Raw genomic sequence first — 14,221 nt, forward strand, 5'->3', positions numbered from 1 at the left:
CGTGAGCGGCGCGGCAGTCAGCGGGGAACAGGAATCAAACGCGGGGTGGGCGCCAAACCCCGGAAGGGGTTCGCTCGGGCAGGAATTCGCTGAGGGAGGTCGTTGCAATGGGGGAGGACAGGTCGACTACGGGCTTCACATACCGCACCTGCAGGATGCTGACCGTCTTGCATTCCAGACCAGGCTTGCAGGGTTTGTCGTGATCGGTAGTGCCACCCTCCATGTCGTGGCAGCAGCCCTGGCCCATGTCCAGCATTTTGGCCATGCCGGCGGTCTTCATCGGGCAGGGCTCCGACGGCGACTGAACGCCCGCCATCCCGCTGAGGGGAAGCGTGAAGCTGAGCAGGACGAGCAGACACAGTCGCAGGTAGCGTTTCATGCGGGGCAGTTTAGACCCTGCTCCGCGGGCGAACAATTACCGTTCTGTAAGGAAGTCAGATTTCACGGTGGCCTGCAGCAATCTCCGGCCAGCCGGTTAAGTTCTCAGGTCCCCGTCCCACTGGAAACGTCATCGCTGTCGCACGTGTTGGCGAGGTGCATGACGGCCGCGCGCATCGCTTGCAGAGCGGTGATGCGAGCGTTCAGGGCCTCTATGTAGATGAGGGCTAACGCTCGGACCTCATCATCTAGCCGAGAGCGGTCACGCCAGAGCGAGAGTAGAGTGCGCACTTGTTCAATAGAGAAACCCAAATCTCGGGCGTGGTGGATGAAACGTAACTGTTGGACATCCTGTTCCGCATAGACCCGATATCCGGCCCTGGACCGTGCTGGTCGAGAAATCAGTGCAATGCGCTCGTAATACCGGATGATCCTTGCGGAAAGGCCGCTCTCTTGTGCGGCAATGCCGATGTTCATGCCTGCCATCCCCGAGAGTCTCACGCATCAATCCAGCAGGCGTCCAATGTTTGCCTGCGGACTGCTTCTCTCTTCTTTCAGGGTGAGCTTTACTGCTAGGGGAAGGTCAAGCAACCGACTTGAGACTTGAATCCAGAGCGGACGTGGGCAGGGCCAAACGAGCTGTGCTGGATAGCACTCAGTGGTTCTCTGCCTTGGAAGGGGGGAGCCTTTGCGGTACGGACTCAATCGACCTGGTTACCGGGTGGAGGAGGGAACGGAAAATCTTCTCGATCCTTCACAACGGCAGCGAGCTTGTGCCGAGGTATGCACTGGATGAAAACGCCAGCTACCGCACCCTGGGGGTTATAGATCTTCTACAGCAGTTACAGCTGGCCCCCCACTCAGCCTCGATGCGTTCGCCGGCGCCACTCAGCTGGCTCGGAACCAGTTCACACCGATCACCCCCAATCTGCCGGGGTACGGCTATATTGCCGGCGGTTTGATGCTGGCTGTCCTGCGGGTAATCCGAATCGAGATTCCGCTGGCGATGCTTGCCAGCAGGGTATTGCTGTGCCTGGCAGCCGGCCATAGCCCACAGGAAAGCCTGTACAGCCTCAGCCTCGGCGGCTTGCTGTTCACCGCCTTTTTCATCGCCACCGATCCGGTCACCAGTCCCGATACGCGTGCCGGCCGCATCCTCTTCGGCGTGGCCATTGGCGCGCTGACCGAATTGATTCGCGAATTCGGGCTTTATGCCGATGGTCTCTGCTTCGCCGTGCTAGCCGCCAATCTGCTGGTGCCGCAGATCGACCGGTTGGTGCTGCGCATACAACGCCCCTGGTACACGCGAACACCTTGCACTGAGAGCGTGCGCAGCGACGTAGGTGGCGCGCCGGGTGAGCGCAGCGAGTAGCCCGCGAGTGGAGCAACGGTTGCAATGACTTCCACTTCGCGCCATAGCATGGACAAGGTTCTCGAAGTGGCTGGGCAGCGCGGGGGGAGGGGAACGCCATGCGGTACTGGTGGCACCGATAGCGGCATGCGCTCCATTCGCATGACAAATACGAAGCCCAAATGGTAGTTCCGGCTTCGTTTGCCGACGTCCTGCCAACGACACTGCAGCGGCTCAACAGCTCCTGATTCCTAAGAAATCCTGGTTGAGCATCTCTGTTTTTAATGTCCTAACTGCGGTGGCGTTTCTCGAGCTGCGGCGTTATGTAACTACTTTTTCGTTGCCCGCTCGCTCACGCTGAATTGCCCAACCAGCTGAGGAAGCTGGTTTTCCGTATGCCGCACTAGTTCTGAACTGCTGCGCAGGACGTCGACCGACTGGCTCATTTCGCGGGAGGCCAGGTCCACGCTGCGGACGGTCTGGCCGTAATCGAGACTCTGCTGGTTGAGCTGCTTGATGATCTCGAACATGCGCTCCACGGTGCGGTGCAAGTGCAGGTTCTCGCTGGACGCCTCTTCGGTGAGGCGCAAGCCGTCATCTACGTTGCGCACGTCCGACTCCATGAATTCCACCGCCTGGCGCGTGGCGGACTGCAGGCCCTCGACCCGGTTGCGGATGTCCTCGGCGGCGCTGGCGGTGCGTTGCGCCAGATTGCCCTCGCCCTCGGCGATGGTGCGCACTAAGTCCGTCATCTCCTGCATGCGCGCGGCCAGACGGCGCGGGCCAAAGCTACGGAAGCAAAGGGCGCCAGCGGCCAGCAGCAGCACCTGCAGCAGATACAGCCAGTTCTGCGGCAGGCCGCTGAAGCGCTGCAGCAGGAAGCCGGCGCCGGTCACCACGATCAGAGTCAACAGGGAAGTCTTCATCAGCTCGAAGCTGAGCGAGCGGCGGCGATAGACCTCCTTCAGGTCGGCCTCGCACATCATCCCCCAGCGGTCTGGCGAGCCCGGCAGCTGGAAGGTCACGCCCTTGCCGATAACAGGGATGTGGCGGTAGTCGGAATAGCCCGGGTAGCAGACGAAGAGGTTGGAGCCCTTGTGGATGGTTTCTCGCACGCCGGGGTGGAGCTGGCCGGTGGACGGATCGGTGAAGCGCAGCTCCAGTTCGGTGTGGCGGCTGACTCACACGGTGCCGAAGGCGATATGCACGCCCTGCTTGAGGTTCTCGCCATGGGTGAAGGTGGCGTCCTCGAAGCGCGAGCGCGACAAGGCGGTGCCGGCCTGGATCGACGCATCGAAGCGTGAATCCACCATGAACAGGTAGTTGTCCCCGGATTCGGGATAGATGTGCCCAGCCTCGCGCTGGATCAGGTCGCCCAGCACGTCATTGGGAACACGCCCGCAAAGGCAACCGACCACCCGCCCTTCGAACTTCAGCGGCTGGTAGAACATCAGGGGCACGGCATCGTGGAAGCGCGAAGTGCTGGGGCCGATGGCGAGGGTCTGGGCATCGCTGTAGGGTCCATGCAGAAAGGGCCCAAGCAGCCCACGGGCCACAGCCTCGGGCGTCTGGTCGCGAGCGCCGCAGCGCGGGGCCCAGGTAGAGGTGGTGATGCAGCCCTGGGTGTCCACCAGGAACAGCTCGGAAAGATCCAGCATTTGCTCCAGACGGGCCTTGAGCAGCTGGGGATCCGGGGGGAGGTCCTGGCCGAGGCTTTCGGCCAGCTCGGCGAGGTGCTGCCACTGGCTGGCGGTCCAGTCTTGCAGCAGCTTCGCACGGGTATCTGCGATGCTCTCGAAGATCTGCTCCACCTGCGGATAAAGCGCGCGGTTGAGCCAGCAGGACCAAGCCATGGCGAGCTTCCCGGTCCGACCCAGCCATGGTAGCCAAGCTCGCTCGCGTGAGGACAAGGGCATAAAGCTGCTTTGAAGCACAGTCATAGTGAACCCCTATTCACTAACAGCGACAAGTGCCGGCACGGGTGAGTAATCAAGATCAGAGCGTCCTCGGCTAACATCAAACCGATAATGGCGATGCTCTACTTTTCCGCTCGTCCAACGCCGAATTGTCTTTACCTGCGGGGCGTAGTTGTGCCCCGTTGGCGTAGTCCTGCAAACCAGACAGTGCCTCTATGCAATGTTTGGTGTCGTGCGTGTATCGATGCGCTGAATTGATAAGAGTTGAAAGTTTCTTGGCGGTTGAGAGCGGCTGAAAGAATATTTTCTAATTCAAGATTTTCGAATATGAGCGTGAGAATTATTGATTAAAATTGATATGTGAATTGTACGGCCAGTCCATTAGCACTATTGTCGAAATTCGCGCTGTATGCTGGTTGGAGCGCAGCGTCCCCTGGTTGATTCACTGACGCCTTGGAGTCCCAGAGATAACCGTAGGCGAAGTCCACCGTCAGGTCGGGGCTTGGCGAATAGCCGGCGCCAATTGTCACGGCCTTTCGATTGCCAACGGGAATTCGCACACTGCGGTCGGCATTTCGAACCGGGGAAGGGTCATACGCGTAACCGGCCCTCAATACCCACTGCGGATTAAGTTGGTAGGACACTCCGATCGCAGTGGTCCAGGTGTCGTGCCAGTTCAGTGTCTCGCCGACCCGATTCAGTCCCACAATTTGGCCGATGGCGGAAACATTGCTATTGACCGCCTCGAATTTTTGAAGTCGACTCCAGCGAGTCCAGGTGGCACCAAGGTATCCGGTCCAGCGGCTATTGAAACTATGAGTAATAGACGTATCTACTGATTCGGGCATTTCAAGATCCACCTTGGCGTCGTAGTTTCCGTCAAGAGAGAGAAAGGCCGGGGAATCGGAAACCGTGGTATGTCCTTTTAGGTGATAGCTCCGCTTGGAGTGATAGGTAATGCCCCAGGTGGTTGCGTCGCTCAAATCAACCAAGAGCCCGATGTTGTAGCCAAGTGCTGTGTCGTCGCCCTTGATGGTGACCAGCGTCTCCGTACCGTTGTTCAGGTCGCCGGTGGCCAGATAGTTTTGCAGCTCCGCATCAAAGCGGTTCAGGGTCAGGCCGCCGCCGATGGATAGAAAGTCATTGACCCGGTAGGCAATGGTCGGTTGCAGGGTGATTTCCCTTGTCTCGCTGTAAGAGCCGTAGTGGCGGCCTTGGAAAGTGCTTTCGTAATCATTGATGAGACCACTCGGGGCATAAAGGCCAAGACCAATCGAAAAGCGATCATCAAGCGGTGTCGACATATAGGCGAAAGGCATTAGCCCCATCGGCACCGAGTCTCCTTTGTTCGTTCCAGTGGCGCTACCTTGCGCATCACTGATGTCGTTGCTGACCGATATTAGCGCTGCTCCGCCGCTGATCTGAGTGCGCCGCAGTTTGGTCAGGCCGGCAGGGTTTCCATATATGGTGCTGGCATCCAACGCGGATGACGACCTTCCCGCATAGGCGGTTCCAGCACTGCTGGCGCTTTGTTCGTTAAGGGCGATGCCGTTGGCACTTGTGGTTGTTGAAAGGCTGAATATTGCGGCGGCAAAGGTGAGCTTGGTCCATAGGGGGAGTTCTTGGGCGTTGGAAGTGTATTGAGTTGCATGGCTATTGAGTTTCATCTTTCATCTCTTGTTGCTTTTGTTTGTCGCACACAGACCAAACTTTTGGGCAGGGCTTCACTTTTCCGAGCACTTTTCAGTGTCAGTTGGAGTGGGCCGAAGTTGCGTAATGTGCCTTGGCCGGCCAAAGCCAGGGCGGGGTATTCAGGTTTACGGAGTTGATTTGCTACTTACTTGAACCAGTTACCCTGGAAGCTCTAACGACCGAGAACGATAAAAAAGGCCGCCAGTCGTGGTGGCGGCCTAGGTCTCGGGCTTGTGGCCTTCAACTAAGTAACGTTGTTTAACGGACCCCGGCGTTGCGCAAGGCGGCAGGGGTGTAGTCGGCGGCAAGGGCTTTGACCCCGAACTCGACACCCTTACTTTCCTCGTTCTTCATGCCTGAAACGATGTAGCGACCGTTCAGCAGGTCATACACGATTTCCACGGCCAACCAGGGCACCTGGACGTTGTAATAGGGTTGTAGATGGCCTTCGCCAACCCTCCAGAGAGTACCGCGCGCGTCGTAGTGGTCGGCCAGGACTATTTGCCAGGAGTCCTCATCAATGAAGAACACTCGCTTGGCATAGACATGCCGCTCGCCGGGCTTCAGGGTGGCCTCCACTTCCCAGACCCGGTGCAGCTCATAACGGGCGAACTCCGGGTTAAGGTGCCCGGCCTTGACGATGTCATCGTATTTCAGCTTGGGTGAGTCCAGCTTGAAGCTGTTGTAGGGGATATACAGCTCGCGCTTGCCGATCAGCTTCCAGTCGTAACGGTCCTGCGCGCCGTTGTACATGTCGAAGTTGTCGCCCACGCGCAGCCCCTCGGAGGCGGGGTAGGGGCCGTCGTAGGCCACTTGGGGGGCACGTCGCACGCGACGCTGGCCCGCGTTGTAGAGCCAGGCCAGGCGTGGCTCCTTCACCTGGTCGAGGGTCTCGTGTACCAGCAATACACTACCGGCCAGGCGCGCGGGGGATACGACTTCCTCCTTGTAGTAGAACAGCACATTGCCCGGATTAGCCGGATCGAAGTCCTTTAGCTGATCGCGGTAGGTGAACTCCATCTTGAATGTCACCGGCGTGAAGGCACCGCTTTTCTCCGGCGTAGCCTGTACGCTGATGCGTTTCATGCTGCCGCCGCGGTAGCGAGTAAGGTGGTTCCAGACGACTTCCTGGCCATTCTGCGGGATGGGGAAGGGGTAGGCGGTCTGGAAGTTGGTCAGGCCATTGCCACCTGCCACGAGTTGGGTGTTCTGCGCATTGGACCGTGCTGCGGCGTAGACGGAGTCCGGGAGTGCGACGCTGCGGTGGCTGGGGTAGACCGGCAGCCGATACGAGTCGGGATAACGCTTGAGCATGGCCAACTGGCCGGGGCTCAGCTTGTCCTTATATTGCTCCGCGTTCTGTGCAGTGATGGTGAAGAGCGGCTGTTCACTGGCGTATGGGTCGTCGAGAAAGCCTTGGGGGTTCTGCTTGCCACTGTTCTTGCCGAGGCCACCAGTCCAGGCCGGAATGCTGCCGTCGGCATTGCCCGCTTGCTCTGCACCGAGCGGGGTCAGGTTCTTGCCGAGCTGAGCGGCTTGCTCCGGGGTGACGGCGGCCAGCGCCGCGCCAGTCAGCAGCGAGAGACTCAGGGTCGTGCTTTGTATCAAGAGTTTCATGGTCTGCTCTCCTGCTCAGAAGGACAAGCCGACGCTGAGCGCGATGAAATCGCGATCGACGCTGGTGTTGTAATCGCCGCCGAAGAAATCGGTGTATGACAGGCTGGCGTTGTAGGTGTTGCGGTACTCGGCATCCACGCCCAGGCTGATGGCCTTGCTGCCTTCGTTGAAGCCCGGCTCGGGACCATAACCGTCAACATCGTGGGACCAGGCCAGGTTCGGCTTGAGCGTCACCGCCGGAATCAGGTCGGTGTATTCCCAGATCGCGCGTGCGCGATAGCCCCAGGAGGTGGTGGTGAGGAAGCCATCGTCGTTGCAGTTCTGCGGCGTGGCGGAGCTGGTGAGGCACAGGCTGTTGTCCGGGAGCAGCTCGCCCTGGCCGAACACCGCATCGCGGCCATAGCGCAGGCCGCCTCGGCCTTCCAGATCACCGATATGCACCATGCCGATTTCGCCGACCAGGGTCAGGCGGTCGGCGCCCATGATTTGATCGAAGAAGTGCACGGCGGTGATCTGCGCCTGGGTCACGGGTTTGCGTTGATAACCCTGCACTAGCGCGTTGTTGGTCGCCTGATAAGCCCCCGAGGAGAGCAGCGGAGAGATGGCGGCGACGCCCGTGCCGGCGAGGACCTGATCGTTACCGTTGAGTTGCAGTGGCAGGTTGGGTCGGTAGCTGATTTCCCCGGATAAGGCAGTGCCGGTCGGCAGGGTGGTGGCGAAGCTCAGGCCATAGAGGCGGATATCCTCCGGGTAAGTCACCTGATACTTCGAGGTGCCGAGGCGATATGCCCCGATCAACTGCTGGCCAATGGCAGAGCTGGCGACTCCGGCACAGACCGCAGGGTCGGTGATGCCGACGTTGGCGCAGAGCTGCGGTACGAAGGACAGGTCGGCGACGTTCGGGCTGGAGATCGAGCTAACGTAGGGCTGACGACTGTGATAGTTGAGGAAGTAGGCGCCGAATTCGGTATCCAGGCTGGGCACGAACCAGCGTAGGGCGGTCCCCCACTGGCCGCCATCGCGCGCATCGTCATCGCCGGCGCGCGGCACCTCGATGCTTTCCGCGCCCAGGCTGATGCCGAAGGGGCTCAGGGCGGCCTGGGCCAGCGGGTTGGCGCTGAGATCCGGGCCGACCGGGAGGGGCTGGCAGCCATCGGCGACGAAATCGTTTTGCGAGAAGAAGGTGCCGCAGTTGTCCACCACCGTCTGCTGCCAATCCAACTGGTAGAAGGCTTCGGCCGTCAGGTTCTCGGTCAGGTTCTGCGACAGATAGAACATATTGACCGGGATCAAGCCTTCCTTGATCTCGGCGCCGGGGCGGCGGAAGGCGGACACGTCCACCGGGTTGATGCTGTTGATCCCGCCCTGGATAAAGGTGCTCTCGCCCCAGCTGACCACCTGCTTGCCCAGACGCACGATGCCGGGTAGTTCGCCGATCACATAGTTGTGATAGATAAAGGCATCCAGCAACTCGGCGCCAGAAGACTTGGCGCCTTCTTTGCGGCCGCTGTCGGAGATGTCCTTGAACGGACGACTCTCGTCCTTCAGCTCGAAGTCGTACCAGTATTTGCCACGCACGAACACCCCGGTCTCGCCGTACTTCAGCTCGAGGTCGTGGATGCCCTTGAATATCTTCGAGAAGGTCTCACCCCTCTTGAAGTTCAGCCGGCCGTCGTCCGTGACGCTGGCATCGCCCTTGCCACCGTTGGTCGCGCCGATCAGTTCGGGGTCGGCGCCTCGCTGCGCCCAGCTGGCTCCGACGCTGAGCGAGGAATCAAATTGCCCTTCGATCTCGCCGAGGTTGAAGTTCAAGCCAAACGCTGGCGTGGTCAGACTGCCGGCCAGGGCGATGGCCAGCGGTAGGCGGGCGCGCCGCCAGGGAAATCGCGTGTTGCTCATGTTCACTACCTCTTGTTGTTGTTTTGCACGCTGTTCGACTGGGATTTGCGGTACTGACTCCGGCGCTAAAAGTGGAACTGACGGGTTTGCATAAGGTCTGCGTCGACCTTGGTAACGCTACTGGCTACGGGAATGACAGAGAGTGGAGGTCGATGCGGTTGATGGCAGCCACTCGACTTGAAAGCTGTACCGCCCTAGACGAGAGGCCAAGGTTTCCTGGTTGGTGCAACCTCGGATGCATGCGACCAGGCCGCGGCGACTATCCTGGATGACCTCCACCGCAACGCCCGACAGCGCCAGGTGTTCGACTTCCTGAAGGACCACTCTGGCAACCTCCTGCTGCTGCAAGGCAGGCTTGAAAATCTTGCCCACGGCAGTCAGTGGCAGGGCATCGAGTATTTCGATGCGCTTGGGAACGGCGGCTCGCTCGCTGATGTTGAGATTGGCGAACTCCTGCAGTTCTTCCACCGTGCAAACCTGCCCCTGACGCAGTTGGGCATAGGCCACAGGAACCTCGCCCGAGTACGCATCGGGGCTGCCGATGGCAGCGACCAAGGCAACCGCAGGATGAGCCTGTAGGGCCTCCTCAATCTGCTTGGGATCGATATTGTGACCGCCGCGGATGATCAGTTCCTTTTTGCGCCCGGTCAGCCAGAAGTAACCCTGCTGGTCCTGGCGACCCAGATCGCCCGTATTCAGCCAGCGCTCACCGTTGATATCGATCCACAGGCCCCGGTTATGGCTCTCCTCCAGATAACCGTCGAATAGGTTCGGACCGCTGATCGTGATCAGACCGATCTCATCCACGGTGGCGTCGCGCAGGTACTCTCCAGAGTCATTGAGCAAGACCGCGCGCATGTTCTGGTAGGCGATCCGTATGCCGATGGAGCCAATGTGGCGCTCGCCTTGGGGCGGGTTGACCGAGGAAACGCAGGCGCCTTCCGTGAGGCCGTAGCCTTCAAGGATCTTCACCCCGGTGCGTAGTTCGAACTCGCGGAAAAGCTCGACCGGCATCGGCGCGGCGCCACAGAGCGCATAGCGCAGGCTAGAAAGATCGCGGCCCTTCAGCTCGGTCTGCAGGAGCGCTGCATAGACGGTGGGAACGCCGGAGAAGAAGTTGATACCGAAGTGTTCCACCATCTCCCAGAAGCGGGCGATCACGCCCTCGCCGCGGTAGCCTTGCGGTGTGCCGAGGATCACATGGTCGCCCTGGGTCCAGGGCATCAGGCCCGTTACCAGTTGTCCGTTGACGTGGAACAGCGGCAATCCGCAGAAAATGACCTGGCTGCTGTTGCGCGGCGCCAGGTGGGCAGCCATGGCCCAGGCGTTGAACACTTCAGAACCATGAGTGCGGGCGGCGATCTTGGGCAGCCCGGTCGTGCCGCCGGTGCAGAAGAAAGAGGAACGCTCCTCGGTGCGGATTTGCCGGCCGCTCTTGAGGTGCGTGCCGGGCTGCGCGTCCATCAGCGCGCGCAATTCGTGAATCGCGGCACCGCTGTGCAGTTCACGTTCCTTCTGTGCCAGGGATCCAAGGGACTCACGCGTGGCTACGTCGATATAGGGGCCCATGCTGACCCAAACGATGTGCTTGATCGAGGGCAACTGATCCAGTTGCGAGGCCAGCTTGGGCCACAGGTCGCTGCCTGGCATCGGCGCGAGCGTAAGCACCACACTCGCCTTGGCGGCATGTAGCAAGCCTGCCATCTGCTTTGCGTCCAGCAGCGGATTGATCGCCATGACGATGCCCGCCGCCTCGCCACCCCAGATGGTGAAGTGGGTCTCCGGCAGGTTGGGCAGGATGAAGGCGATGACTTTGCCGGGCGTAATGCCCAGGTCATGGAAGGCATTCGCTGCGCGAGTGATATCCGCGAACAGCTCGGAATAGCTCCAGTCGTGGGTGTTCTTGAAGTATGTGGCGTCGGCGAAGAAGCTCAGCGCGGGCGCATCCGGGGTGCGCTCGGCGGTGCGTCTCAGTGCTTCATAAGTACTGGAAGCCAGATCACGCTCCGATAAGGGGACCAGCTCGAGCTCCTTGATGTCGTTCAGGCACTGCACGGTCATCAGGCTTCCTCCACGACTCGGTTACGTTGCACACCCAGGTCGATCACGCCATCCGCACTGCGAATGCGCGCTTCGACCACGTCGCCAGGCTTGAGGTATTGCGGCCGGCTCTCCTGGGCCTTGAGGAACATTTGCCATTTGGTGGCTTCCGGCAGCAGGGCCGCGATACGTTGTTTGGCGGGGGAGGGGATCGTCAGGGCACAACCCGCCGGAGTGCCTGTGGCGATCAGGTCACCGGGGGCGAGATCTTGTACGGAGGAGAGTTCGGTCAGTGTTTCAGCGGGGCCATAAACCAGGTTGGCCGTGCTGTCGCTCTGACGCACCTGGCCATTGACCGTCAGGCGCAGCTGAAGGTCTTTCAAGTAATGTACGTGCTTGGCATCCAGCAGGCAGAGGTAAGGGCCGACCGGGCCGAACGTGCGGAAGCTCTTGCCCTTGTAGAACTGCATCTGGGGAATCTGGATGTCGCGCGCCGAGTAGTCGTTCACGATGACGACGCCGGCGATGAACTCATGCAGGTTGGCGTCGGTGACGGCAACGGCGCCGCTGATCGCGCGCTTCATCACCAGTCCCAGTTCGATCTCGTAGTCCAGGAAACGCACGTTGCGCGGCTTGATCAGGTCGCTGTCCGCTGCCACCAGGCAGCTCGTCGCCTTGGTGAAGATCATGTTGTACTTCTTCGCGTCAGGGTCCATGCCCGACTCGATCATGTGCTGGCGGTAGTTGGCGCCCTGGCAGACGAACTGTTGGTTACGGGTCAGAGGCGACAGCAGTTTCACCTCGCCCTCATCCAACTCCGTACCTCTAACTTGAGCGAGGTCGTCGATACCGTTCTGGCGAATGAAGTCACCGGTGGTTTCAAAGGTACCGGGGACGACCGTGATGCGGCCCTGACGTATCACGCCCCAGTGGATACCGTTCTGATATTCAAAGCGGACTACATGTACAGCAGACATTGAAGGCACTCCTGGAGCAGCGTCTATTCCGCGCTCGGTGGCGCGAGGACTTTGGTGTTGTTCTGAATTGGGGCCGGCAACGCTGTAGACCAGTGAGCCGCCGGCGATCAAGGCGCCGGCTTTGAGCACATCCCGCCGGCCTAACTTGGTTGAACTGCCCGACATGGCGGTAGCTCTACCCGAACATCCGCATGAGCGTTATCAACTTGCGCAGCGTCAGGTCCGGGCTGCGTCGCAGGTTACGGACCAGCGTGCGCAGATTGGCCAGGCTCAGCTTGGGCTGCGTGAAGCTCTTGGGCATGCGTTGCCCCCACTGCGCCATGGCCTCGGGGCTCACGGGATGAATGCCCGTGGGCAGTGCGGCGGTGAAGATATCCCCGTCGCAGTAGTGTTCGTGCTTGTCACCCCAGGGGTCCTGCCAGTAATCGAAGATCTGGCTGCCCAGAATGTGCCGGCCGATTCCCCACGCGTGCTTCCAGCCGCGCTCCCGCATGACGCGCTGCCCCATGCCCACTGCATCGGCATCCACGAGCTCATAAGCGCTGTGGCTGTAGGTCGCCATAAAGCTCTGGGCGATGGCGAGGGTATGGTGATCCGCCGGCGTGTCGCCGCGGTCCAGGCGCATGAACGTGACGATGGGCGAGCCATCCGGGAGCACCTGCACGTCGCTGGGAATGAAACCGAGGTGCTGGGTATACCAGGCGCAAGTCGCCTGGTAGTCAGCGACTTCCATGACGACATGGCCGAGCCTCAGGACTTCCGGCGGCGCTACCGGCGGTCGCTGAGTGCTGTTGACTCGCGGATGCTCGACCAGATTCAGCAGAAGCGCGGCTCTGTGCGGGAGCGGCTCACTGGGGGCCTGCCCGTAGATGGCTTCCACAATGAATCCGGAGGGGTCAAGCAGCCTGACTTGTTTGCCGCCGCCCGGACGACTGATGTCTTCGATGCCGGACGCTCCGTCGAGTTGGCTGAGCTCTCTCAGGTCATCCAGGTTGCGAACCTCCAGGCCGAAACCGAGAAAACGCGCCTGCGCCGCGCGATGGATGCGGTAGCAGTAGGGCGAAGGCTCTGCCGCACGGAGATAGAGCGTATCGGCATCCTGATGGCTGACCGTCAGACCGAAGTCGGTCAGGAAGCGTGCCGCCTCATCGAGGTCAGGTCGCTCGAAGATCAGGTGGGCAAGGCGTTGTGCCTTGACCGTGGGAGCCGGGTGCCTGGCAGGTTGTGGTGTCGCCAACTGGGGCATTTCATTTCTGCTGTTCATTGTTTTTCTTTTCCGGTTTTTTGGAGCAAAGCCGACCCCGCACCCCTGAAATGGCAGGGGTGTTGTTTGGTTGAGTCGGTTACGAGATCAGTCGAGGGTAGGAAGTGCCGGTAACTCTTCGGTCGCCAACGCACGAGCCTCCTCTGGCGGCACACCCAGCGCTCGGAGCACTAGCTCGGCTGTGTCAGAACCGGATTCGCGCCACGTCTTGTGCCCTTCCAGCACCAGGAAAATCGAGCCCAGGACGCTGCTCGAAATCAGCGTCATGACTGAGAGCAATTGCTCCTGTCGGAACTTGTATCGCCCACTGGAGAGTCCGCTCAGAAGGTCTGTAGTCGCTTGGCTGGTGAACATTTCGCGCAACGACGTATTGCTCATGGCGAACTTGTGGATGAACGCCCCCCACTGGGAGTCCTCGTGAGCGCGACGAATGAAGAATCGGATTCCATTGGCAAGGCGTTGAGCCGGATCGGAGAGGGAGTCGAAGCTCTTCTTGACGCGCTCATGCATCTCCCTTGCGAGGTGACCGGCGACTGTCTCGAACAGACTCTCCATGCTCTCGACGTTGCTATAGATCGTTCCGCGCGCGACTCCCGCCTCTTGCGCAAGGTCGAGGATGTTCACCTGGGAGGTGCCTTTTTCTGCGAACAGGCGAAAAGCGGCCTGATGAATGCGGCGCTGTGTCGGATTCAGGGATTCCACGCTTCTTTCTCCAGGATTGTTCATGGCTTGATTGAACACGCGTGTTCTATTTCCGTCAACAAAGATTTTGAATAGAGAGCCCGTCATGCAATGCGCAAAACGCTATAAGCCAATATGGCTGGGGATTTTCTGCTTCGCGGCGGGCTAATTGAGACCGTCCGATATTCTGCATATTGACTAGACTGGACACGCGTGTTCAGCTTTTGGCGTTTCTGGCTCACACCTCGACCGGGGCATCAAGCCGTCGGGGTGATGTGAACCATCCCGACCTCCAGGCTGCAGGCTGGCCGTGCCTCAGGAATTTGAGAAGTCCGCAGGAGCACCGTGCTTGCCGACCTGTTGCTCAAAAGGCTTCGCTATGGCGGGCCGATTTTTCATCAGTTGA

General features: G+C 60.1%; 10 protein-coding genes and 1 pseudogene. 1 reads left to right on the plus strand and 10 read right to left on the minus strand.

Translation table 11 applies throughout. The annotated features are described in order from the left end of the window. Positions 1-34: 34 nt before the first annotated feature. Both THL1_RS13165 and THL1_RS13170 read right to left on the minus strand, forming a co-directional pair. Positions 35-379, minus strand: a complete 345-nt coding sequence (locus tag THL1_RS13165) for a hypothetical protein (protein WP_069083682.1) — start codon at positions 377-379, stop codon at positions 35-37. A gap of 104 nt (positions 380-483) precedes the next feature. After that, positions 484-855 carry a MerR family transcriptional regulator gene (locus THL1_RS13170; protein WP_069086512.1) on the minus strand — a complete coding sequence of 124 codons (372 nt, stop codon included), beginning with the start codon at positions 853-855 and terminating at the stop codon, positions 484-486. 484 nt (positions 856-1,339) lie between these two features. On the opposite strand from THL1_RS13170, the gene THL1_RS13175 reads away from it, so the two are divergent. Continuing rightward, on the plus strand, positions 1,340-1,750 hold the full coding sequence (locus tag THL1_RS13175; protein WP_237234800.1) for an RnfABCDGE type electron transport complex subunit D: 411 nt from the start codon (positions 1,340-1,342) through the stop codon (positions 1,748-1,750). Positions 1,751-2,058: 308 nt separating this feature from the next. On the opposite strand, the pseudogene THL1_RS13180 reads toward THL1_RS13175, so the two are convergent. From THL1_RS13180 to THL1_RS13215, 8 genes and pseudogenes are all read right to left on the minus strand, one after another. After that, positions 2,059-3,669, minus strand: a pseudogene (locus tag THL1_RS13180) (methyl-accepting chemotaxis protein). 323 nt (positions 3,670-3,992) lie between these two features. Beyond that, on the minus strand, positions 3,993-5,312 hold the full coding sequence (locus THL1_RS13185) for an outer membrane protein transport protein (protein WP_069083683.1): 1,320 nt from the start codon (positions 5,310-5,312) through the stop codon (positions 3,993-3,995). Between the two features lie 283 nt (positions 5,313-5,595). Further along, positions 5,596-6,954 (minus strand): DUF1329 domain-containing protein, encoded by a 1,359-nt coding sequence (locus THL1_RS13190; RefSeq protein WP_069083684.1) that lies wholly within the window; start codon positions 6,952-6,954, stop codon positions 5,596-5,598. A gap of 15 nt (positions 6,955-6,969) precedes the next feature. Next, positions 6,970-8,853 (minus strand): DUF1302 domain-containing protein, encoded by a 1,884-nt coding sequence (locus tag THL1_RS13195; protein WP_069083685.1) that lies wholly within the window; start codon positions 8,851-8,853, stop codon positions 6,970-6,972. 117 nt (positions 8,854-8,970) lie between these two features. Continuing rightward, entirely contained in the window at positions 8,971-10,914 is a 1,944-nt protein-coding gene (locus tag THL1_RS13200; RefSeq protein WP_069083686.1) for an acyl-CoA synthetase, read from the minus strand. Further along, positions 10,914-11,870: a fumarylacetoacetate hydrolase family protein gene (locus tag THL1_RS13205; RefSeq protein ID WP_069083687.1), complete on the minus strand. Its 957-nt coding sequence runs from the start codon at positions 11,868-11,870 to the stop codon at positions 10,914-10,916. Before THL1_RS13205 ends, THL1_RS13200 begins: the two co-directional genes overlap by 1 nt. A gap of 175 nt (positions 11,871-12,045) precedes the next feature. Then, positions 12,046-13,134, minus strand: coding sequence for a VOC family protein (locus THL1_RS13210; protein WP_069083688.1), 1,089 nt, complete (start codon positions 13,132-13,134; stop codon positions 12,046-12,048). An 87-nt stretch (positions 13,135-13,221) separates the two neighbouring features. After that, entirely contained in the window at positions 13,222-13,836 is a 615-nt protein-coding gene (locus tag THL1_RS13215) for a TetR/AcrR family transcriptional regulator (protein ID WP_069083689.1), read from the minus strand. Between the last annotated feature and the right edge of the window lie 385 nt (positions 13,837-14,221).

The sequence above is a fragment of the Pseudomonas sp. TCU-HL1 genome (assembly GCF_001708505.1).
Classification (GTDB): domain Bacteria; phylum Pseudomonadota; class Gammaproteobacteria; order Pseudomonadales; family Pseudomonadaceae; genus Metapseudomonas.